Below are 22,774 nucleotides of genomic sequence, written 5' to 3' on the forward strand. Positions count from 1 at the left end.
GCTGTGGATTAAAATGACACTTACCCACAGGCGAGTTATCAACAGGGCTGATCTCAGGGTTGTGCATAGCCCTCATGGGCGTTTATCCACAGACCTTATTCACAACGCGTAAAGGCCGTTTTGGTCGATAAATGGCTGTTTTGTCATGGCTCCTAACGTGTCCACATGTGGATAACTGGGCGCCCGACCGGTACAATGGCGGTTTGTTTTTGCCTCATCCGGCTTTCAAACTCAGGGGATATCCGTGTCAGTGGAACTTTGGCAGCAGTGCGTGGAGCTTCTGCGCGATGAACTGCCTGCCCAGCAATTCAACACCTGGATCCGTCCGCTACAGGTCGAAGCCGAAGGCGACGAGTTGCGCGTCTATGCGCCCAACCGTTTCGTTCTCGATTGGGTCAATGAAAAGTACCTGGGTCGCTTGCTCGAGCTGCTAGGTGAAAACGGCAGCGGTATTGCGCCTGCCCTTTCCTTGTTGATAGGTAGCCGTCGCAGCTCGGCTCCGCGTGCCGCGCCCAACGCACCGGTCAGTGCGGCCGTGGCTGCCTCGCTGGCTCAAGGCCAGGCGCACAAGCCTGCTCCGGTGGCAGCGGTCGAACCTGTTGCAGTGCCGGTGACCGAGCCGGTAATGGTCGATGATCTTGCCGAACCGTCCGCACGCGACAGCTTCGATGCCATGGCCGAAACGGCTGCGGCACCCGCCGTTGGTGGTCGGGCCGAGCAGCGCACCGTGCAGGTTGAAGGTGCGCTCAAGCACACCAGTTACCTGAACCGTACCTTCACTTTCGAAACCTTCGTCGAAGGTAAGTCGAACCAGTTGGCGCGTGCGGCTGCTTGGCAGGTCGCGGACAACCCCAAGCATGGTTACAACCCGCTTTTCCTTTATGGCGGTGTGGGCCTGGGTAAAACCCACCTTATGCATGCTGTGGGTAACCACCTGCTGAAGAAGAACCCGAACGCCAAGGTCGTGTACCTGCATTCGGAGCGCTTCGTCGCGGACATGGTCAAGGCTCTGCAACTGAACGCTATCAACGAATTCAAGCGTTTCTACCGCTCGGTGGATGCGTTGTTGATCGACGATATCCAGTTCTTTGCCCGTAAAGAGCGCTCGCAGGAAGAGTTTTTCCACACCTTCAACGCCCTGCTTGAGGGCGGCCAGCAGGTAATCCTGACCTCTGACCGTTACCCCAAGGAGATCGAAGGCCTGGAAGAGCGCTTGAAGTCGCGCTTTGGCTGGGGCCTGACGGTGGCCGTCGAGCCACCCGAGCTGGAAACCCGTGTGGCCATCCTGATGAAGAAGGCCGACCAGGCCAAGGTCGAGCTGCCGCATGATGCGGCCTTCTTCATTGCCCAGCGCATCCGCTCCAACGTGCGTGAGCTGGAAGGTGCCTTGAAGCGGGTGATCGCCCACTCGCACTTCATGGGCCGTGATATCACCATCGAACTGATCCGTGAGTCGCTGAAAGACCTGCTGGCGCTGCAGGACAAACTGGTCAGTGTGGATAACATTCAGCGAACCGTCGCCGAGTACTACAAGATCAAGATCTCTGATCTGTTGTCCAAGCGGCGTTCACGTTCTGTCGCTCGTCCACGCCAGGTGGCCATGGCCCTGTCGAAGGAGCTGACCAACCACAGTCTGCCGGAAATTGGCGACATGTTTGGTGGTCGCGACCACACGACCGTGCTGCACGCCTGCCGCAAGATCAACGAACTGAAGGAATCCGACGCGGACATCCGCGAGGACTACAAGAACCTGCTGCGGACGCTGACGACCTGATGGCCGTCTGCGCAGCTAATTGAAGGCAAGGGACTAGACCATGCATTTCACCATTCAACGCGAAGCCCTGTTGAAACCCCTGCAACTGGTCGCCGGTGTCGTCGAGCGCCGTCAGACCTTGCCGGTCCTGTCCAACGTATTGCTGGTTGTGCAAGGCCAGCAACTGTCGTTGACCGGTACCGACCTGGAAGTCGAACTGGTAGGCCGCGTGCAACTGGAAGAGCCGGCTGAGCCCGGCGAAATCACTGTCCCGGCACGCAAGCTGATGGACATCTGCAAAAGCCTGCCGAACGACGCCCTGATCGATATCAAGGTCGACGAGCAGAAACTGTTGGTCAAGGCCGGCCGTAGCCGCTTCACCCTGTCCACCCTGCCAGCCAATGACTTCCCGACGGTGGAAGAAGGCCCAGGCTCGCTGACCTGCAACCTGGAACAAAGCAAGCTGCGCCGGCTGATCGAGCGCACCAGCTTCGCCATGGCCCAGCAGGATGTGCGCTACTACCTGAACGGCATGCTGCTGGAGGTGTCCCGCAACACCCTGCGTGCAGTGTCTACCGATGGTCACCGGCTGGCGTTGTGCTCCATGACCGCGCCGATCGAGCAGGATGACCGCCATCAGGTCATCGTTCCACGCAAAGGTATCCTGGAGCTCGCGCGTTTGCTCACGGACCCGGAAGGCATGGTCAGCATCGTGCTGGGCCAGCATCACATCCGTGCCACCACCGGTGAATTCACTTTCACCTCCAAGCTGGTGGACGGCAAGTTCCCGGACTACGAGCGCGTACTGCCCAAGGGCGGCGACAAGCTGGTGGTCGGGGACCGCCAGGCCTTGCGTGAAGCCTTCAGCCGTACCGCGATTCTTTCCAACGAAAAGTACCGCGGCATTCGCCTGCAACTGGCTGCTGGCCAACTGAAAATCCAGGCCAACAACCCGGAGCAGGAAGAAGCAGAGGAAGAAATCAGCGTGGACTACGAAGGTAGCTCGCTGGAAATCGGCTTCAACGTCAGCTACCTGCTCGACGTGTTGGGCGTAATGACTACTGAGCAAGTTCGTCTGATTCTCTCGGATTCCAACAGCAGTGCCCTGCTGCAGGAAGCGGGCAATGACGATTCTTCCTATGTTGTCATGCCGATGCGCCTGTAACCCATAGCAGGCGACATGTCCCTTCGACGTATCATGGTCACCGCGGTGCGCAATTTGCACCCGGTGACTCTCTTACCCTCCCCCCGTATCAACATACTTTATGGCGCCAACGGCAGCGGCAAGACCAGCGTGCTTGAGGCCGTGCATTTGCTGGGGCTGGCGCGCTCTTTCCGCAGCACACGCCTGAACCCGGTTATCCAGTACGAACAGGCTGCCTGTACCGTGTTTGGTGAAGTGCAGTTGTCCGAGGGTGGCACCAGCAACCTGGGCGTCTCCCGGGAGCGCCAGGGGGAGTTCACTATTCGCATCGATGGGCAGAATGCGCGCAGCGCGGCGCAACTGGCGGAGTTGTTACCGCTTCAGCTCATCAACCCAGACAGTTTCCGCCTGTTGGAAGGTGCCCCGAAAATTCGCCGCCAGTTTCTGGATTGGGGGGTGTTCCACGTGGAACCTCGCTTCTTGCCAGCCTGGCAGCGGCTGCAGAAGGCGCTGCGGCAGCGGAACTCATGGTTGCGTCATGGTACACTTGACCCAGCTTCGCAAGCCGCCTGGGACCGGGAACTGTGCCTGGCCAGCGCGGAAATAGATGAATACCGTCGCAACTACATCAAGGCCTTGAAGCCCGTCTTCGAGCGAACCCTGAGCGAACTGGTCGAGCTGGACGGGTTGACCCTGAGCTACTACCGAGGCTGGGACAAGGACCGGGAACTGCAAGAAGTACTCGCCTCCTCTCTCCTTCGCGATCAGCAGATGGGCCATACCCAGGCCGGTCCGCAGCGTGCTGATCTGCGTCTTCGTCTGGCTGCCAACAATGCAGCCGACATCCTGTCGCGTGGTCAGCAAAAGCTGGTGGTGTGTGCATTGCGCATTGCCCAGGGCCACCTCGTTAGTCAGGCTCGCCGCGGTCATTGTATTTATCTCGTGGATGACTTGCCGTCCGAACTGGACGACCAGCATCGCCGCGCGCTGTGCCGCTTGCTTGAAGAATTACGCTGCCAGGTGTTCATCACCTGTGTAGATCACGAATTACTGAGGGAAGGCTGGCAGACGGAAACGCCAGTTGCTTTGTTCCACGTGGAACAAGGCCGTATCACCCAGACCCACGACCATCGGGAGTGAAGGCATGAGCGAAAATCAAACGTACGACTCCTCCAGCATCAAGGTGCTGAAAGGTTTGGATGCCGTACGCAAGCGTCCCGGCATGTACATTGGCGACACCGATGATGGTAGCGGCCTGCACCACATGGTCTTCGAGGTGGTCGACAACTCCATCGACGAAGCCCTCGCCGGTCACTGCGATGACATCACTGTCATTATCCATCCGGACGAATCCATCAGTGTGCGCGACAACGGTCGCGGCATTCCGGTCGACGTGCATAAAGAAGAAGGCGTTTCCGCAGCCGAGGTCATCATGACCGTGCTGCACGCTGGCGGTAAGTTCGACGACAACTCCTACAAGGTATCCGGCGGCCTGCACGGCGTAGGTGTTTCGGTCGTGAACGCGCTGTCCGAGAAGCTGGTGCTGACCGTTCGCCGTAGCGGAAAAATCTGGGAACAGACTTACGTTCACGGTGTCCCTCAAGCGCCTATGGCGGTTGTCGGTGACAGTGAAACCACCGGTACCCACATCCACTTCAAGCCTTCGGCTGAAACCTTCAAGAACATTCACTTCAGCTGGGACATCCTGGCCAAGCGTATTCGCGAGTTGTCGTTCCTCAACTCGGGCGTTGGCATTCTGCTGAAGGATGAGCGCAGCGGTAAGGAAGAGTTCTTCAAGTACGAAGGCGGCCTGCGCGCATTCGTCGAGTACCTGAACACCAACAAGACCCCGGTCAACTCCCAGGTGTTCCACTTCAACGTCCAGCGTGACGATGGCGTGGGTGTTGAAGTTGCTCTGCAATGGAACGACAGCTTCAACGAAAACCTGCTGTGCTTCACCAACAACATTCCGCAGCGTGACGGCGGTACTCACCTGGTGGGCTTCCGTTCCTCGCTGACCCGTAGCCTGAACAGCTACATCGAGCAGGAAGGCCTGGCCAAGAAGAACAAGGTGGCAACCACTGGCGATGATGCCCGTGAAGGCCTGACCGCGATCATCTCGGTGAAAGTGCCGGACCCCAAGTTCAGCTCGCAGACCAAAGACAAGCTGGTTTCCTCGGAGGTGAAAACCGCCGTGGAACAGGAGATGAACAAGTACTTCGCCGACTTCCTGCTGGAGAATCCGAACGAGGCCAAGGCGGTCGTTGGCAAGATGATCGACGCCGCGCGTGCCCGTGAAGCGGCACGTAAAGCCCGTGAGATGACCCGCCGCAAAGGTGCGCTGGACATCGCCGGCCTGCCAGGCAAACTGGCGGACTGCCAAGAGAAAGACCCGGCCCTTTCCGAACTGTACCTGGTGGAGGGTGACTCCGCCGGTGGTTCGGCCAAGCAAGGCCGTAACCGTCGTACCCAGGCGATCTTGCCGCTGAAGGGTAAAATCCTCAACGTCGAGAAAGCACGCTTCGACAAGATGATCTCGTCCCAGGAAGTGGGCACGCTGATCACCGCACTGGGCTGTGGTATCGGCCGCGAAGAGTACAACATCGACAAGCTGCGTTATCACAACATCATCATCATGACCGATGCTGACGTTGACGGTTCGCACATCCGCACCCTGCTGCTGACCTTCTTCTTCCGTCAGCTGCCGGAGCTGGTCGAGCGCGGCTACATCTACATTGCCCAGCCACCACTGTACAAGGTGAAGAAAGGCAAGCAGGAGCAGTACATCAAGGACGACGAGGCCATGGAAGAGTACATGACCCAGTCGGCCCTGGAAGATGCCAGCCTGCACCTGGACGAGTCGGCGCCAGCGGTTTCCGGTGTGCAGCTGGAAAGCCTGGTGAATGAATTCCGCGGCGTGATGAAAACCCTCAAGCGCCTTTCGCGCTTGTATCCGGAAGACATCACCGAGCACTTCATCTACCTGCCGGAAGTGACCGTGGAGCAGTTGGGTGACCACGCTGCGATGCAAGCCTGGCTGGTCAAGTTCCAGGAGCGTCTGAGCAACAGCCAGAAGTCGGGCCTGGTGTATCAGGCCAGCCTGCGCGAAGACAAGGAGCGCAACGTATGGCTGCCGGAAGTGGAAGTGACCTCCCACGGCCTGGCCAGCTACGTCACCTTCAACCGCGACTTCTTCGGCAGCAACGACTACCGCTCGGTTGTTAACCTGGGTGCCAAGCTCGCCACTCTGTTGGGTGACGGTGCATACGTGCAGCGTGGTGAACGCCGCAAGGCGATCAGTGAGTTCAAGGAAGCACTGGACTGGCTGATGAACGAAACCACCAAGCGCCACACCATCCAGCGCTACAAAGGGCTGGGTGAGATGAACCCTGAGCAGCTGTGGGAAACCACCATGGACCCGACCGTGCGCCGCATGCTCAAGGTCACCATCGAGGATGCGATCGCAGCCGACCAGATCTTCAACACCCTGATGGGTGATGCGGTCGAGCCGCGCCGTGACTTCATCGAAAGCAACGCGCTGTCGGTGTCGAACCTGGACTTCTGATCAGGTGTGATCCGCCACCCACTAAAAAGCCCGCTGATGCGGGCTTTTTAGTGTCTGAAAATCAGTAACCGCTGAGAATGTTAACGATCACACCACTGGCAATAGCCACCAGCACGTAGTCGCCATTCACATACAACCAGCGATGGTCACGCGGTGGCGCATACAAGTGGCGTGCTTTCCAGTCAGTCACCCAGTAGCGGTCGCCACGGTAGTGTGGGTCAACCACATGCCCTCGTTGCCACTGCTGGTGAGGCACCGGCATGCCTTGTTGGGGGCGGAAGTTCGGGTTGCGGTAATCGGGTGCACGACCGTTGTCATGGCGGCCTTGCTGCTTTGGCTGGCCATGCGGCGGGTTGCCTTGGTGCGATGGGCCATCATCATGCCGGTCGGGTGGGCCCGGTTGTGCGAAGCTGGCCAAGGGTGCGCTGAGCATGAGCGCGGCGCAGATCACGGTTAGGGTTTTCTTCATTTGATGCGGTCCTCTGCCTGTTAACGCCTGGCGTTCACTGACTGCCAGATTCGGATAACTGATCAGACCACGATTTTTGCCCTTTAATGTCAGGGCGCAGGTAAAGGTCCGGTAAAGTCTGCCGCCCTTTCAATTCAGCCCGAGCGCCTTCAAACGGCGATAGAGCGTGCGTTCGCTCATGCCAAGATGGCTGGCCAGTTCGCTACGCGAGCCCTTGAATTGTTCCAGCGCCTGAGCCAGCTCCCCCAGGTTTTTTCGACGGCCATCTTTCGTGATCGCCCCAGCCGGCCCGATATCTTCTGGCAAGTGTTCAGGTCGGATCAGCCCGTCATCGGCAAACAGCCGCGCCCTTTCCAGTATGTTGCGCAGCTCGCGGATATTGCCGGGAAACGGATGCAAGCCAAGCTGCTGCAAGGCATCCTCACTCAGGCTGGGCGTAGGCTTGCCAGCCATTCGCTGTAACAGGCTTTGCGCGAGCAGCGGCAGATCTTCCACCCGCTCGCGCAGCGCAGGCAGGCGAATGGGGAAACCGCTGATGCGGTAATACAGGTCTTCACGGAAGGTGCCCTGCGCAACCATTTGCTTGAGCGGTTTGTGTGTGGCCGAAACCAGGCGGAAGTCCGAGTGCACCGTGCGCAGGCTGCCCACCGGGCGGAAGCTGCCGGATTCGATCAGGCGCAGCAGCTTCACCTGCATCGCCAGCGGCACCTCACCGATTTCGTCGAGAAAAAGGGTGCCTCCATGGGCCGCCTCGGCCAGGCCGATCTTGCGTTGGTTGGCACCGGTGAACGCGCCTTTTTCATAACCGAACAACTCGCTTTCGAACAGCGACTCGGTCAGGCCAGTGCAGTCGACCACCACCAGCGGGCCGTTGGCTCTGGGGCTGCCCATATGCACCGCACGGGCGAACAGCTCTTTACCACTACCCGATTCACCCTGCAGCAATACCGGGATCTGCGCTGGCGCCGCACGTTGCAGGCTGGCCAAGGCGGCCTTGAAGGCTGGCGCGCGTCCGACCAAGCCCTGCTCCTGAGGTTGCGCTGACGCGAGGGTGATGGTGGTCAGGCGTTCGACAAAGGCCACCACCCTGCCCTGCTCATCCAGGATCGGGCGCAGTTCGACATCGACATGCTCGGGGCCACGTGGTGTGTGATGAATGTGCAATACCCGCTCCGGCACCTTGCTGTCCCAGGCTTTGCGCATCGGGCAATGCTCGCCGGCCTGGTCGCAGGGCACGGCGTAGTGATGCGAGACCTTGTGGCATTTTTCGCCCAACGGGGCCTGCTCGTGGTGGCCGAACTGGCGGCGATAGGCGGCGTTGGCGGCCAGGATGTTGTAGTCGGTGTCCAGCACGATGGCCGGGAGGGCATCGTGCTCAAGGTAGGAAACCAGCGCTAGGATAAGGGGATGAGCTTCAGGCATGACGGCACCGTTGGATGACCGGCGCAGGGTAACAAGGACTGCCAAACACTGCCATTGGCTGACAGTCGACTGCCACATGGGCTGCCAGTATTGCTGCCAGTTGTTTGCAATGGGCCGGTTTCATTGGCCCAAGCACGTTAAAAAGCCTGGCATGCATCTTGATAAACCTCCTGTTACTGCCTACGCCTTACAAGGCGGGGCGGATAAATTGGAGAACGTGATGATCATCGGCAACAACCTTCACGTGGACGCCTTTTACGACAAGGCGACCTCGACCATCAGCTACCTGGTCATGGACCGTGAAACCCGGCAGTGCGCATTGATCGACAGCGTGCTTGATTACGATCCCAAGTCCGGGCGCACCTGCAGCACATCGGCGGATCGCCTCATCGCACGCGTGACCGAACTGAATGCCAGCGTGCGCTGGGTGCTGGAAACCCATGTACACGCCGACCACCTTTCAGCGGCTGCCTACCTGAAGGAAAAGCTGGGCGGCCACACCGCTATTGGTGCTCACATCACCCAAGTGCAGAAAGTGTTCGGTGCGCTGTTCAACGCTGAGCCTGGCTTCGCCCACGACGGCAGCCAGTTTGATGTGCTGCTCGAAGACGAGGAGGGTTTCAGGATCGGAAACCTGCATGCCCGTGCACTGCACACCCCAGGGCACACGCCCGCGTGCATGAGCTTCATGATCGAAGACGCTGGCGAAATTGCGGTGTTTGTCGGCGATACGCTGTTCATGCCCGACTACGGTACTGCCCGCTGTGACTTCCCGGGTGCCGATGCCCGCACCCTGTACCGCTCGATCCGTCGATTGCTGGCTTTCCCCGACCAGACCCGGCTGTTCATGTGCCACGACTACCTGCCGGGTGGCCGCGACATGCAGTACGTCACTACCGTGGCCGAACAGCGCGCCAGCAACATCCACATTCATCAGGGCATCGACGAAGACAGTTTTGTCGCCATGCGTGAAGCACGCGACAAGACCCTCGACATGCCAGTGCTGATCCTGCCTTCGGTGCAGGTGAACATGCGCAGCGGCCAGTTCCCTGCGCCGGAAGAGAACGGCGTGAGCTACCTGAAGATTCCGCTGAACAAGCTGTAACCGCCCTGCCCCATAATCAGATTTCCAGGATTTACCGCCATGCCTGCCTTGTTGTCCCCTGCCAATACCGACCATCACAAAGTGGTCATCGTCGGTGCCGGTGCCGCCGGTATCGCTACCGCTTCCAGCCTGATCAGCCGTGACCCGTCGCTGGACGTTGCCTTGATCGACCCCGCCGAAGTGCATTACTACCAACCCGGCTGGACCATGGTCGGTGCCGGTGTGTTCAAGGCACCGAGCACCGCCCGCACCATGGCCTCGACCATTCCGCGCGGGGTACGCTGGGTCAAGGCGCGGGTGCAGGCTTTCGATCCGCTGGGCCAGTTGGTCGTCCTCGAGGACGGTCGCGCCATCAGCTATGAACAGCTGGTAGTCTGCCCCGGCCTTACGCTGGACTGGGCGGCCATTGACGGGCTCAGCGAAACCCTGGGCCGCAACGGCGTCACCTCCAACTACCGCTACGACCTGGCGCCCTATACCTGGGAGCTGGTGCAGAAGCTCAAGCAAGGCCGTGCCATATTCAGCCAGCCGCCCATGCCGATCAAATGTGCGGGCGCGCCGCAGAAGGCGTTGTACCTGTCTTGCGACCACTGGTTACGCCACGGCCATCTGGGGGCAGTGAAAGCCAGCTTCTTCAATGCTGGCGCTGTGCTGTTCGGTGTGGCGGACTATGTGCCCGCGCTGATGAAGTACATAGACAAATACGCCGTGGACCTCCATTTCTCCCACCGACTGGTGGCCGTGGATGGCCCGAACAAGCGCGCCACCTTCGTGTGCACCCTGCCCGACGGCAGCAGCGAAACGCACATCGAGGCCTTTGACATGCTCCATGTGGTCCCTCCCCAGGTGGCGCCGGCCTTCATTCGTGAAAGCCCCTTGGCCGATAACGCGGGCTGGGTCGATGTCGACCCGCATACCCTGCGCCACCGCAAGTACATCAACATCCATGCCCTGGGTGATGTGGCCAACACCAGCAATGCCAAGACTGCTGCGGCTGCCCGTAAGCAGGCGCCGGTCGTGGCCAACAACGTGTTGGTGGCATTGGGCAGGTTGCCTACCCTCGCCCAGTACGACGGCTATGGCTCGTGCCCGCTGACTGTAGAGCGCGGCAAAATCGTCCTGGCTGAGTTCACCTATGGCGGCAAGCTGGCACCGAGCTTCCCCAGCTGGTTGCTGGATGGCCGCAAACCAACGCGCCTGGCTTGGTTGCTGAAGGCGCAAGCGCTGCCACCGCTGTACTGGCAAGGCATGCTGAAGGGCCGCGAGTGGCTGGCTCGGCCGCAGCCGTTGGGTGCAGAGGGTGGGAAGTGATCGAACATCAATTGTTGGGGGCGGGCCTGGGCGCGATCATCGGCGCGGTCCTGGCATTGACCGGCGCAGGCGGTGGCATTCTCGCCGTGCCTTTGTTGGTGTTCGGGCTGGGGCTGTCGATGGTCGAGGCCGCTCCGGTCGGCCTGCTGGCCGTAGGCCTGGCTGCAGCGGTTGGCGCGGTGCTGGGCCTACGACAGGGGCTGGTGCGTTATCGGGCGGCGCTGTTCATTGCGATGGTGGGTGTGGTTGCCGCGCCGTTCGGGCTGATGCTTGCGCACCGCTTGCCGAACACACCCTTGCAGGTGGTGTTCGCGGGTGTGTTGGTGTACGCCTGCCTGCGTATCTGGCGCAAGGCTGCCAAGGAGCTGCGCGGTGAAGCCAATGACGCCCATCGCTATATCGAACCCTGTGTGTTGAACCCGTTGCAGGGCCGTTTGCGCTGGACCCTTCCCTGCGCGCGTGCCCTGGCATTCACCGGGGCGTTGTCTGGGTTACTGTCCGGCCTGTTGGGTGTGGGTGGTGGCTTCGTCATCATCCCTGCGTTGAACCGCTATACCAACCTGCGCATGGCCAGCATCGTTTCCACTTCGTTGGCAGTAATCGCCCTGGTATCCACCGGAAGTGTGGTCAGCGCCAGCCTGGCGGGCGCCATGCAGTGGCAGGTCGGGGCACCCTTCGCTTTTGGCGCGGTGCTCGGCTTGCTACTGGTGAGGCCTCTGGCTGCGAAGTTGGCTGGGCCGCGCTTGCAGCAATTGTTTGCGGTGGCTGGATGGGCGGCGGCTCTGCTTCTGGCCGTCAAGGCACTGTGGGGCTAGGCCGCTTGGGGGCAGGTCGAGCAACTCTTATGTCAATAAACACACAGTTCAGCTGTGCAATTTGATCCTGAGGAAGCGTGACCTACTCCCTTTGAGTCTTCCACATTGATAGTTTGCACTCCATTAAAAGCCCAGTGGTTACTTGAACCAGCAACAGCTCAGAGGAGTGCACCCGTGGACAGCACCTGCATGTACAAATTTACCGACAGTGAACGCGATCAGTTGGCGAGGGTATTGGCCACTATTAATTATGATACGCAAGGGGATCAAGTTTATATTACAGACCTACGGATGGCCGCTGCGTCCACGTTGCCAAGGCGCGTCATAGATATACTTTCCGAACAGCGTGCGTCGCTGCATCCCAAGCCCTACCTTGTGTTCGAAAACCTGCCGGTCGATGAACAAGTGTTTACCACTCCGGATCCACAAAGGTTCCTCCCCGCGTGCAAAAGCGGCACGATCAGTGAAAACCTGATCATGATGTTTGCCGCGTTGATAGGTGAACCGTACTTGGTGCAGTTTGAGGGTGCCAATATCGTCAATAATCTTATACCGGGTACCCAGACAAAAGGTGAGTACACAGGACTTGGCTCCGATGTGGAACTTGACTTTCATATCGAGAACGCGGCATTGAAGTTTATGGACGGGTTGAATGCTTACCCGCTCGGCCTGCTGCTCACCGGTGTTCGGCATGACCGCAACGGCCCGATGACGCGCCTTGCCGACGCCCGCAACGCGCTCGATTTGCTCGATGCGAGCGATGTCTCGTGGCTGCGTCAACCGCTCTACCAAATCAAGGTTCCCTATCGCTGGCGGAAGGAAGGAACCTACGTAACCCCAGCCGTTCCAATGGTTTGCGGCAGCAACAGTTTTCCAGAAATCAATGCTGTATTTTACCCCGATATGGTTGAGGCGTTGAATGCGCGTGCCGCCCAGGCAATGGAAAAATTCCATGACGCAATAAAAACGGTATCGATTGGTGTCGATATAAAACCGGGAATGTTGGCTTATATTGATAATCGCTTCACACTTCACTCGCGTGACCGTTTCAGTGCATCACTCGATGACCTGAACAACCCGATGCGTTGGGTGCAGCGCGTGTTTGTCGCCAACAATTTGTGGGGGCACCGTCAGTTGCAAAGGGTGAAGTCGCGAATCTTCCTGCCACAGGAGGCGAGCGCATGCTGACTACCTTCTTCTCGGTATTACCAATCTTTCTATTGATAGTTGCCGGTAATACCGTCAAGCGGTGGTTCATCAGTGATGCGGGCTGGTGGAAACATGTCGATAAATTGGTTTACTACCTGTTTTTTCCAGCCCTGCTCATACGGGATATCAGTGAGGCCGACTTTGGCAGTGGTGAAACGTCTACCGCCATTTTTGCGACAGTGGGCGCAACGTTGGTGGTTGCGGTTATCATATTTTTGGGCCAGGCAATCCTCAGGGTTCGAAACGACCTGTTCACGTCGATTTTTCAAGGTGGTATACGCTACAACTCGTATGTGTTCATTGCCTTGGCGCATTCCTTGTATGGTGCTGAAGGGGTTGCGATATCCGGTGTATTCGTTGCTTATCTGATCATTACCACCAATGTGATGAGTGTGTTGGTGATGAATCAGTTTGGTGAGGGCGGTCGCAAATCACCGGGCAGCATGCTTGCCGCGCTCATCAAAAACCCGCTGATCATTGGGGCACTGGTGGGGTTGGCCCTGAACCTGTACGAGGTGCGCATCGTGGGGCCGGTTGAGCAGTTCATGAGCTATCTGGGTAGTGCTGCTACCCCGCTTAGCTTGATGTCTGTAGGTGCTGGGCTGATGTTGAATCTTCAGGTAGCGGGTGTTCTGGCTACGCTGTACGTGGTCGTGCTGAAGCTTTTGCTGCTGCCAATCGTGACGCTGGCTTTAATCATGGGCCTTGGCGTCTCTGGTACCGCAGCCAATGTTGCGTTGCTGTATGCCTGCGTCCCATGTGCGGGTAATGCTTACATCCTGGCCAGGCAAATGGGTGGTGATGCGCCAGCCATGGCCTCGATGATTACCTGGACGACGTTGGTCTCTACTATCACCATCACTTTGATAGTGAGTATGGTCGAGCTCTAGGTCGCTTCGATCAGTCACTGGCAGTGCCGCGTGCTGAGCGCGGCGCTGCTGTTTGTCGTGGCTCATTACTGGGCCAGAAGTTCGTTTTGTTCAGCAAAACACAGCGCCAGCAGGTAGTCCCATACCACCCGCAGGCGCACTGATTTGTGCAGCTCGCGCCGTGTGCAGATCCAGTAGCTGCGCTGGATGGTTTCACCCGGCAGCACGCGCACCAGCGTCGGGTCGTGGCGAGCCATGTAATTGGGCAGCACTGCAATGCCCAGGCCGGCACGGGCAGCGGCCTGTTGGGCGATTACACTGGTGCTGCGAAACACTACATTCGGGGCCCGGCAGAAACTGTTGAGAAACAACAGTTCCTGGCTGAACAGCAGGTCGTCTACGTAGCCGATCCAGCTGTGCCGGGCCAGGTCTTCGCGGTTGCGCAGGGGCGGTGCGCGGTCCAGGTAGTCCTGGCTGGCGTACAGGGCCAGTCGATAATCGGTGAGTTTGCGGGTGATCAGCAGGTCGGCATTGGGCCGTTCCAAGTGGATGCTGATTTCTGCTTCGCGATTGAGGATGCTGACGAAACGCGGTACGGCGACCAGCTCCACTTCCAGGCCGGGGTAGCGCTCGAACAACGCGTTCATGCGTGGTGTGAAGAACATGATGCCGATGCCTTCGGTCACCCCCAGGCGAATCTTGCCCAATGGGGTGATGGCCTGGGTGATTTCTTCCTGCGCCAGCAGCGCGACATTTTCCATGGCCTCGGCGTGTTTGAGCAAGGCTTGGCCCGAGGGGGTCAGCTCGTAGCCTTGGGCATGTTGTACAAATAGTGCGGTGCCCAGGCTTTGCTCGATGCTCTCGATGTGCCGAGCCACGGTGCTGTGGGTGGTGTTGAGGCGCTTGGCGGCAGTGAGTAGGCGGCCGCTGCGCTGCAACTCGAGGAAAAACCGAAGATCGTTCCAGTCGAACATGCTTGTCCCTATGCATCCAGACGGCGAGAACCTTTGCAGGCGCACGCCGTTGCAGTGATGGTCGCTGTGCTAAAACGCACAGCGGCTGCGCGAAATCTCGTGTTTCCTCCACGAAATTACTCACTAAGATGGATCGGGACAAGAATAAAAAACAGGCCCGAGGTTGCACATGCCATCAGCCGATTCTGCCTTCGACTACGTGGTCGTAGGGGCCGGTCCCGCCGGTTGCCTGCTGGCCAATCGTTTGTCCGCCGACCCTTCCTGCCGCGTCTTGCTGCTGGAAGCGGGAGGCCGCGATAACTATCCCTGGATCCACATTCCCGTGGGTTATCTCTACTGCATAGGCAACCCGCGCACTGACTGGTGTTTCAAGACCGAGCACCAGGCTGGTCTTGGCGGTCGCGCACTGGGCTACCCGCGCGGCAAGGTGCTTGGTGGCTGCTCCTCGATCAACGGCATGATCTACATGCGTGGCCAGGCGGCCGACTATGATGCTTGGGCCGAGCAAGGTAACGACGGTTGGGCCTGGAAAGATGTATTGCCGCTGTTCAAGGCCAGCGAGAACCACTTTGCCGGCGCCAGCGAGCACCACGGCGGTGACGGCGAATGGCGGGTCGAGCGCCAGCGCTACAGCTGGCCGATTCTCGATGCTTTCCGCGATGCCGCCGAGCAAAGTGGCGTCGGCAAGGTCGATGACTTCAACACCGGCGACAACCAAGGCTGTGGATACTTTCAGGTCAACCAGCGCAGCGGCGTACGCTGGAACGCCTCCAAAGCCTTCCTGCGACCGATCAAGGACCGCGCTAACCTCACCGTGCTGACCGGCGTTCAGGTTGATCAGGTACTGCTCAACAATACCCGTGCGCGGGCTGTGAAAGCATTTTGGCAAGGCGCTTGGCACGAGTTTGCGGCGCGCCGCGAGATCATCCTTTGCGCCGGAGCCGTCGGTTCACCTGGCATTCTGCAGCGCTCCGGTATCGGCCCGCGCCAACTGCTGGAAAGCCTGGGTATCGGCGTTCGCCACGACATGCCGGGTGTCGGCGGCAACCTTCAGGACCATCTGCAACTGCGCCTGATCTACCAGGTCCGCAACGCCCGCACCTTGAACCAGATGGCCAACAGCCTCTGGGGCAAGATGGGTATGGGCTTGCGATACCTCTATGACCGCAGTGGCCCGCTGGCCATGGCGCCGAGTCAATTGGGGGCATTTGTGCGTTCAAGTCCGGATCAGGCCACTGCCAACCTGCAGTACCACGTGCAGCCGCTTTCACTGGAGCGCTTCGGCGAGCCGTTGCATCCGTTCCCGGCGTTCACCGCTTCGGTGTGTAACCTGCGCCCGGCCAGCCGCGGGCGTATCGATATCCGCAGCACCGACATGAACAGCACGCCGCTGATCGACCCCAATTACCTCAGCGACCCACAGGACCTGCGCGTCGCTGCCGATGCCATTCGCCTTACCCGGCGCATCGTCCAGGCCCCTGCCCTCGCGGCGTTCGAGCCCAAGGAATACCTGCCGGGCCCGGCCCTGCAAACCGAGGAAGAACTGTTCGAGGCCGCTGGCAAAATCGGCACCACCATCTTCCACCCGGTCGGTACCTGCCGCATGGGCGCCGGCGCCCTGGACGTTGTGGATAACCAGCTGCGCGTACACGGCATCCCCGGCCTGCGCGTAGCGGATGCCTCGATCATGCCGCAGATCACTTCCGGCAATACCTGCTCACCCACCCTCATGATCGCCGAAAAGGCGGCGCAACTGATTCTCAAAGGAGCTGCGACCCAAACCTATCTGAATGAAGACGCCTTACCGACGCCCTGACCGGGTGCGTGCAGTACCGGCGGCTTGCGGTCAGAGGCTGCCGACAGTGGAACAACAAGAATAATCACTGTGGCCTGCGGGCCGAGGACAGCAACGATGTCGGATTACATCCAAGAGCAGGGTGCGGCGGCCAGCAGCTCCAGCCGCCGTGAAGAACGCAAGATCATTTTCGCGTCATCCCTCGGGACAGTTTTCGAGTGGTATGACTTTTTTCTCTATGGCGCGTTGGCAGCGGTCATCAGCAAGCAGTTTTTTGCGGGTGTGAACGACACCACCGCCTTCATCTTCGCCCTTATGGCCTTCGCCGCCGGTTTTCTGGTGCGGCCCTTCGGTGCACTGGTGTTCGGTCGCCTGGGCGATATGATCGGGCGCAAGTACACCTTCCTGGTCACCATCGTGCTGATGGGCCTGTCCACCTTCGCGGTGGGGCTGTTGCCCACCTATGCCAGCATCGGCATCGCAGCACCGATCATCCTGGTGATTCTGCGGATGTTGCAGGGGCTGGCGCTGGGCGGTGAGTACGGCGGTGCTGCCACTTATGTGGCTGAACACGCACCGCCTGGCAAGCGTGGCTTCCACACCGGTTTCATCCAGTCCACCGCCACCCTTGGGCTGCTGCTGTCGCTGCTGGTGGTATTGGGCAGCCGCTACATCAGCGGCGACCAGTTCGAAACCTGGGGCTGGCGCCTGCCGTTCCTGCTGTCGATCGTGCTGCTGGCCATCTCCACCTGGATTCGTATGAGCATGCACGAATCGCCGGCGTTCGTGAAAATGAAGGCCCAGGGCAAGGTGAGCAAATCGCCGATCCGTGAGTCGTTCACCTCCTGGCCAAACCTGAAGGTGGTACTTACCGCCCTGTTCAGCATCAACGCCGGGCAAGCCGTGACCTTCTACACGGCGCAGTTCTACGTGCTGTTCTTCATGACCCAGATGCTGAAGATGGACCCGGCCCAGGCCAACACCCTGCTGATCATCAGTGTGGTGATTGGTGCGCCGTTCTTCGTGTTCTTCGGCTGGTTGTCCGACCGTATCGGCCGCAAGCCGATCCTGATGCTCGGCCTGCTGCTGGCCACCGTGCTGTACTTCCCGCTGTTCAAGGCGCTGAGCCACTACGCCAACCCGCAGATTGATGCCGCCAGCCGTCAGGCGCCAATCGTGGTAACCGCCGACCCGCAAGGCTGCACCTTCCAGTTCGACCCGGTGGGCAAGGCGCGTTTCGACAGCCCGTGCGACAAGGTCAAGACGTTCCTGGTCAAGCAGGGCTTGCCGTACAAATCGGTGAGCGTGGCGGGCAGTGATGTAGTGGTGAATATTGGCGACAAGGCCATCAATGGCTTCGACGAAACCGCCATGCGTGCGGCAATCGAGCAGGCGGGCTACCCAGCCAAGGCCGACCCGGCGCAGGTCAACCAGGTGATGGTGGTGGTGCTGATCGTGGCGATGATTCTGATCGCGACCATGACCTACGGCCCCTTGGCGGCGGTAATGGTCGAACTGTTCCCGACCCGTATCCGCTACACCTCGATGTCACTGCCCTACCACATTGGCAACGGCTGGTTCGGCGGCTTCCTACCGACGGTCTCGTTCGCGCTGGTGGTGTACACCGGGGATATCTTCTACGGGCTGTGGTACCCGATTCTGGTGACCGGGGTGAGCCTGGTGGTGGGGATCTTCTGCCTCAAAGAAACCAAGGATGTGGATATCGACAAGGTCTGATGCTGTCCACACGCCATAAAAAAACCGGCTGTAAAAGCCGGTTTTTTTATGCCTCGAAAAAACTTATGCACGATTTCAAGAAAAATGTCATACGTAGAAATAAACAGCTAATTCAATTACTTAGGGATCACTTGAAGCATTCGATCGAAAAACTGCTCACAAGTTATCCACAGAAAATCAAGCTGTCTGTTCCTGGGGTTTTTCCTCTGCTGGCGGCAGCGAACCCATGGCCCGCTGAGTCGCCTCGTTCCACGCTGCGGCGCGGTCGTTGAGCTCTGCAATGGCACGTGGCCCGCTGCCATTGGCGTACATGGGTTCGCCAATGACCACCTCGATGGTGCCAGAGCGTTTGCCCCAACCCGTCTTTGGCCAGAACTTGCCCGCGTTGTGGGCAATCGGCAGCACCGGCAGCCCGGCATTTACCGCCAGAGCGGTACCGCCACGGGAAAACTTGCCCACCGTGCCGAAGGGCACGCGGGTGCCTTCCGGGAAAATCAGCACCCAGGTCTTCTGCTTGAGCAGCTCGTCACCCTTGCTCGCCACCTGGCGCAGGGCTTCCTTGGGGTTGTCGCGGTTGATCGCGATCGGTCGCAGCATGGCCATGGCCCAGCCGAAGAACGGCACATACAGCAGCTCGCGCTTGAGCACTTGGCTCAACGGCGAGAAGTACTGGGACAGGAAGAAGGTTTCCCAGGTGCTCTGGTGGTTCGACAGGATCACGCAAGGCTCATTGGGCACGTTCTCGGCGCCAGTGATCTTGTAGTCGATGCCGAGAATGGTGCGCACCAGGAACAGCGCGCAGCGGCACCAATATACGTTGATGAACTTGTAGCGCTTGGGGAACGACAGGAACGGCGCGACGAAAAAGCTCAGCGAGCACCACAGCAGCGAACTGGTGCCCAGCAGCAGGTAAAAAAGAAAGATTCTGATCGCCTGCAGGATCGACATAGTGGCTTGTACCATTGCGGGGCATGCCCGCCTGAGAAAAGTGCGCCCGAAGGCGCACTGTTTAAATTAGTTCTCTGGCGATAGCTGCCAGATCGTCGAAAATCAGTGTAGTTTCCGGGACACCTTTTTCCAGGGTCCGCTCGCCCTTGCCGGTTTTCACCAACACGGGTTGTGCACCGACGGCCAGGGCGGCCTCCAGGTCACCTTTGCTGTCGCCAACAAACCAGACGCCCTCAAGGCCGACCTGGTAATGCTCGGCGATAGCCCGCAGCATGCCAGGCTTGGGCTTGCGGCAATCGCAGCCTTCGTCCGGCCCGTGCGGGCAATACACGATATGGCCCACCTCGCCGCCCTGCTCGGCCACCAGCGCGCGCAGGCGCGCGTGCATGGCCTCAAGGGTTGCCAGAGTGTAATAGCCACGGGCAATACCGGACTGGTTGGTGGCCACGGCCACCTTCCAGCCCGCCTTGCTCAACTGCGCGATCGCTTCGACCGAACCCGGGATCGGTACCCACTCTTCCAGCGTCTTGATATAGGCGTCGGAGTCATGGTTGATCACCCCGTCACGGTCGAGAATCAGCAGTTTCAAGGCTTACCCCAGCAGCGAAATGTCGGCCACGCCCAGGAACAGACCGCGCAGGCGGCTGAGCAGGGCATAACGGTTGGCGCGTACCTTGGCGTCTTCGGCGTTAACCATCACCGCCTCGAAGAAGGCGTCGACCGGGTCACGCAGGGCCGCCAGGCGGGCCAGCGATTCGCTGTACTGGCGTGCAGCAGCCATCGGTTGCACGGCCTGGTCGGCTTGCTGAATGGCCGAGTACAGGGAGAACTCGTTGGCATTGTCGAAGTACTTGGGCTCGACCTGTTCGGCGATGGCGCCTTCGGCCTTGCTCAGCAGGTTCGACACACGCTTGTTCACCGCGGCCAGGGCTTCGGCTTCCGGCAGCTTGCGGAAGGCCTGCACGGCCTGTACGCGCTGGTCGAAGTCCAGGGCAGAACCTGGCTGCAGGGCACGCACCGACAGGTAGGTGGCCACGTCGATGCCTTCGTCTTCGTAGCGTGCACGCAGGCGGTCGAAGATGAATTCCAGCACCTGCTCCGACAAGCCGGCAGCCTTGACCTTGGCACCGAACTGCTTGACCGCGAACTCGACCGCACCGGTCAGGTTCAGGTCCAGCTGCTTCTCGATCAGGATACGCAGCACGCCCAAGGCAGCACGGCGCAGGGCGTAGGGGTCTTTGCTGCCGGTTGGCAGCATGCCGATGCCGAAGATACCCACCAGGGTATCGAGCTTGTCGGCGATGGCCACGGCAGCCCCGGTAAGGGTCTGCGGCAGCTCGGCGCCAGCACCGCGCGGCATGTACTGCTCGTTCAGGGCCAGGGCCACATCTTCCGGCTCACCGTCGTTGAGCGCGTAGTAGTAACCGGCAACACCCTGCATTTCAGGGAACTCGCCAACCATCTCGGTGGCCAGGTCGCACTTGGACAGCAGGCCGGCACGGCCAGCGCGCTGGGCGTCGCCACCGATCAGCGGGGCGATGAAGGCAGCCAGTTTGGAAACGCGCTCGGCTTTGTCGTACACAGTGCCCAGCTGGGCCTGGAACACCACGTTCTTCAGGCGCTCGTTGAAGGTTTCCAGCGGCTGCTTCTTGTCTTGCTTGAAGAAGAACTCGGCGTCGGTCAGGCGTGGGCGCACAACCTTCTCGTTGCCTTGCACGATCTGCTTCGGGTCGCGGCTTTCAACGTTGGCCACGGTGATGAAGCGCGGCAGCAGCTTGCCTTCGCTGTCCAGCAGGCAGAAGTACTTCTGGTTGTCCTGCATGGTGGTGATCAGGGCTTCCTGCGGCACTTCGAGGAAGCGCTCCTCGAACGAGCACACCAGCGGCACTGGCCATTCGACCAAGGCAGTCACTTCGTCCAGCAGCGCCGGTGGCACGATGGCAGTGCCTTCCTGCTGCATGGCCAGCTCGGCGGTACGCTTGCTGATCAGCTCGCGACGCTCGGCGAAGTCGGCCAACACGTAGGCTTTGCGCAGGTCTTCGACGTAGTTGGCCGGGGTGGTGATGACCACGTTCTCCGGGTGGTGGAAGCGGTGACCACGGGATTCACGGCCGGCCTTCTGCGACAGGATGGTGCAGTCGACCACCTGGTCGCCCAGCAGCATCACCAGCCATTGGGTAGGGCGCACGAACTCTTCACGGCTGGCCGCCCAGCGCATGCGCTTGGGAATCGGCAGGTCGTTGAGCGAGTCTTCGACGATGGTTGGCAGCAGGCCGGCAGTGGCCTTGCCCGGGATGTGCTGGGAGAAGCGCAGCTTGGGGCCGCTCTGGTCGATTTCGGCCAGCTCCACGCCGCACTTCTTGGCGAAGCCCAAGGCAGCCTGGGTCGGCTCGCCGTCTTTGAAAGCAGCCTGCAGGGGCGGGCCGTCGATGTTGATGCTGCGGTCAGGCTGCTGCACGTCCAGCTGGCGGATCAGCACGGCCAGGCGGCGCGGTGCGGCATACACCTGCTTACCGGTGTAGTTCAGGCCAGCAGCCTGCAGGCCCTTCTCGATACCGGCCAGGAAGGCTTCGCCGAGGCTGGCGAGGGCTTTCGGTGGCAGCTCTTCGGTGCCCAGTTCTACCAGGAAATCTTGAGCACTCATTGTGCAGCCTCCAGCTTAGCCAACACTTCGTCACGCAGTTCGGGGGTGGCCATCGGGAAGCCCAGGCGTGCGCGGGCTTGCAGATAGCTTTGCGCCACGTCCCGGGCCAGGGTACGTACACGCAGGATGTAACGCTGGCGCTCGGTTACCGAGATGGCGCGGCGGGCGTCCAGCAGGTTGAAGGTGTGCGAGGCCTTCAGGACCATTTCGTAGGTCGGCAGCGGCAGCTCCAGCTTGATCAGGCGGTTGGCTTCGCTTTCGTAGAAGTCGAACAGTTCGAACAGCTTGTCGACGTTGGCGTGTTCGAAGTTGTAGGTCGACTGCTCCACTTCGTTCTGGTGGAACACGTCGCCATAGGTGACCTTGCCGAACGGGCCGTCGGCCCACACCAGGTCGTACACCGAGTCGACGCCCTGGATGTACATGGCCAGGCGCTCCAGGCCGTAGGTGATTTCACCGGTGACCGGGTAGCACTCGATGCCGCCTACCTGCTGGAAGTAGGTGAACTGGGTCACTTCCATGCCGTTCAGCCAGATTTCCCAGCCCAGGCCCCAGGCGCCGAGGGTTGGCGATTCCCAGTTGTCTTCGACGAAGCGGATGTCGTGCACCAGCGGGTCCAGGCCGATGGCTTTCAGCGAGCCGAGGTACAGCTCCTGGAAGTTGGCCGGGTTCGGCTTGAGCACCACCTGGAACTGGTAGTAGTGCTGCAGGCGGTTGGGGTTTTCGCCATACCGCCCGTCGGCAGGGCGACGGCTAGGCTGCACATAGGCGGCGTTCCAGGTTTCTGGACCCACGGCGCGCAGGAATGTAGCGGTGTGGAAAGTGCCGGCGCCTACTTCCATATCGTAGGGCTGAAGCACCACACAACCTTGAGCTGCCCAGTAGTTTTGCAGGGCGAGGATCAGGTCTTGGAAGGTACGCACGGCTGGCGTAGGCTGGCTCACGAAATTCACCTGTATCTGGGGATGCGGATGTAAAGAGCGGGAGTATAACCTGATTCGCCTCGCCCTCTAC

General features: G+C 60.0%; 18 protein-coding genes. 11 read left to right on the plus strand and 7 right to left on the minus strand.

Features of this window, described 5'->3' with window-relative positions:
* Positions 1-244 precede the first annotated feature (244 nt).
* From dnaA to gyrB, 4 genes are read left to right on the plus strand one after another with little or no spacing between them, the layout of a single operon-like run.
* Entirely contained in the window at positions 245-1,774 is a 1,530-nt protein-coding gene (gene dnaA / locus N436_RS23155) for a chromosomal replication initiator protein DnaA (RefSeq protein ID WP_110742048.1), read from the plus strand.
* A gap of 40 nt (positions 1,775-1,814) precedes the next feature.
* Positions 1,815-2,918, plus strand: coding sequence for a DNA polymerase III subunit beta (gene dnaN, locus N436_RS23160; RefSeq protein ID WP_016712777.1), 1,104 nt, complete (start codon positions 1,815-1,817; stop codon positions 2,916-2,918).
* A gap of 15 nt (positions 2,919-2,933) precedes the next feature.
* Positions 2,934-4,037 (plus strand): DNA replication/repair protein RecF, encoded by a 1,104-nt coding sequence (recF, locus tag N436_RS23165; protein ID WP_105947113.1) that lies wholly within the window; start codon positions 2,934-2,936, stop codon positions 4,035-4,037.
* 4 nt (positions 4,038-4,041) lie between these two features.
* Positions 4,042-6,462, plus strand: coding sequence for a DNA topoisomerase (ATP-hydrolyzing) subunit B (gene gyrB, locus N436_RS23170; RefSeq protein WP_105947112.1), 2,421 nt, complete (start codon positions 4,042-4,044; stop codon positions 6,460-6,462).
* A gap of 61 nt (positions 6,463-6,523) precedes the next feature.
* Here the strand turns inward: gyrB and N436_RS23175 are convergent, their stop codons facing one another.
* Together N436_RS23175 and N436_RS23180 are read right to left on the minus strand one after the other, a co-directional pair.
* Positions 6,524-6,931 carry an RcnB family protein gene (locus N436_RS23175; RefSeq protein ID WP_105947111.1) on the minus strand — a complete coding sequence of 136 codons (408 nt, stop codon included), beginning with the start codon at positions 6,929-6,931 and terminating at the stop codon, positions 6,524-6,526.
* Positions 6,932-7,060: 129 nt separating this feature from the next.
* Positions 7,061-8,353: a sigma-54-dependent Fis family transcriptional regulator gene (locus N436_RS23180; RefSeq protein ID WP_110742049.1), complete on the minus strand. Its 1,293-nt coding sequence runs from the start codon at positions 8,351-8,353 to the stop codon at positions 7,061-7,063.
* Between the two features lie 220 nt (positions 8,354-8,573).
* Between N436_RS23180 and N436_RS23185 the strand changes: the two genes are divergently transcribed.
* The 5 genes from N436_RS23185 (at position 8,574) to N436_RS23205 (ending at position 13,683) form a co-directional block, all read left to right on the plus strand.
* Positions 8,574-9,458 carry an MBL fold metallo-hydrolase gene (locus tag N436_RS23185; RefSeq protein WP_110742050.1) on the plus strand — a complete coding sequence of 295 codons (885 nt, stop codon included), beginning with the start codon at positions 8,574-8,576 and terminating at the stop codon, positions 9,456-9,458.
* Positions 9,459-9,497: 39 nt separating this feature from the next.
* Positions 9,498-10,769: an FAD/NAD(P)-binding oxidoreductase gene (locus tag N436_RS23190; RefSeq protein ID WP_110742051.1), complete on the plus strand. Its 1,272-nt coding sequence runs from the start codon at positions 9,498-9,500 to the stop codon at positions 10,767-10,769.
* The gene (locus N436_RS23195) at positions 10,766-11,584 is read left to right on the plus strand and encodes a sulfite exporter TauE/SafE family protein (protein WP_105947107.1); all 819 of its coding nucleotides are present in this window, start codon (positions 10,766-10,768) and stop codon (positions 11,582-11,584) included. The genes N436_RS23190 and N436_RS23195 overlap by 4 nt, the downstream gene beginning before the upstream one ends.
* A 174-nt stretch (positions 11,585-11,758) precedes the next feature.
* Complete coding sequence (locus N436_RS23200; RefSeq protein ID WP_110742052.1) at positions 11,759-12,772, plus strand: TauD/TfdA family dioxygenase; 1,014 nt, start codon at positions 11,759-11,761, stop codon at positions 12,770-12,772.
* Entirely contained in the window at positions 12,766-13,683 is a 918-nt protein-coding gene (locus N436_RS23205; RefSeq protein ID WP_110742053.1) for an AEC family transporter, read from the plus strand. Before N436_RS23200 ends, N436_RS23205 begins: the two co-directional genes overlap by 7 nt.
* Before the next feature lie 65 nt (positions 13,684-13,748).
* On the opposite strand, the gene N436_RS23210 is transcribed toward N436_RS23205, so the two are convergent.
* The gene (locus N436_RS23210; protein WP_105947104.1) at positions 13,749-14,636 is read right to left on the minus strand and encodes a LysR family transcriptional regulator; all 888 of its coding nucleotides are present in this window, start codon (positions 14,634-14,636) and stop codon (positions 13,749-13,751) included.
* A gap of 169 nt (positions 14,637-14,805) precedes the next feature.
* Here N436_RS23210 and N436_RS23215 point away from each other — a divergent pair, with 169 nt between their 5' ends.
* Both N436_RS23215 and N436_RS23220 read left to right on the plus strand, forming a co-directional pair.
* Complete coding sequence (locus tag N436_RS23215; protein WP_110742054.1) at positions 14,806-16,452, plus strand: GMC family oxidoreductase; 1,647 nt, start codon at positions 14,806-14,808, stop codon at positions 16,450-16,452.
* Positions 16,453-16,548: 96 nt separating this feature from the next.
* On the plus strand, positions 16,549-18,168 hold the full coding sequence (locus N436_RS23220) for an MFS transporter (protein WP_028699544.1): 1,620 nt from the start codon (positions 16,549-16,551) through the stop codon (positions 18,166-18,168).
* Positions 18,169-18,345: 177 nt separating this feature from the next.
* Here N436_RS23220 and N436_RS23225 read toward each other — a convergent pair whose 3' ends face one another.
* The 4 genes from N436_RS23225 to glyQ are packed head-to-tail and all read right to left on the minus strand — an operon-like array spanning position 18,346 to position 22,704.
* Positions 18,346-19,131, minus strand: a complete 786-nt coding sequence (locus N436_RS23225) for a 1-acyl-sn-glycerol-3-phosphate acyltransferase (RefSeq protein ID WP_016712788.1) — start codon at positions 19,129-19,131, stop codon at positions 18,346-18,348.
* Positions 19,132-19,177: 46 nt separating this feature from the next.
* Complete coding sequence (gene gmhB / locus N436_RS23230; protein ID WP_105947102.1) at positions 19,178-19,705, minus strand: D-glycero-beta-D-manno-heptose 1,7-bisphosphate 7-phosphatase; 528 nt, start codon at positions 19,703-19,705, stop codon at positions 19,178-19,180.
* A gap of 3 nt (positions 19,706-19,708) precedes the next feature.
* On the minus strand, positions 19,709-21,760 hold the full coding sequence (gene glyS, locus N436_RS23235; RefSeq protein WP_016712790.1) for a glycine--tRNA ligase subunit beta: 2,052 nt from the start codon (positions 21,758-21,760) through the stop codon (positions 19,709-19,711).
* Entirely contained in the window at positions 21,757-22,704 is a 948-nt protein-coding gene (glyQ, locus tag N436_RS23240) for a glycine--tRNA ligase subunit alpha (protein WP_003253126.1), read from the minus strand. Before glyQ ends, glyS begins: the two co-directional genes overlap by 4 nt.
* Between the last annotated feature and the right edge of the window lie 70 nt (positions 22,705-22,774).

This window comes from Pseudomonas sp. RV120224-01b, assembly GCF_003208145.1.
Lineage (GTDB): Bacteria > Pseudomonadota > Gammaproteobacteria > Pseudomonadales > Pseudomonadaceae > Aquipseudomonas > Aquipseudomonas monteilii.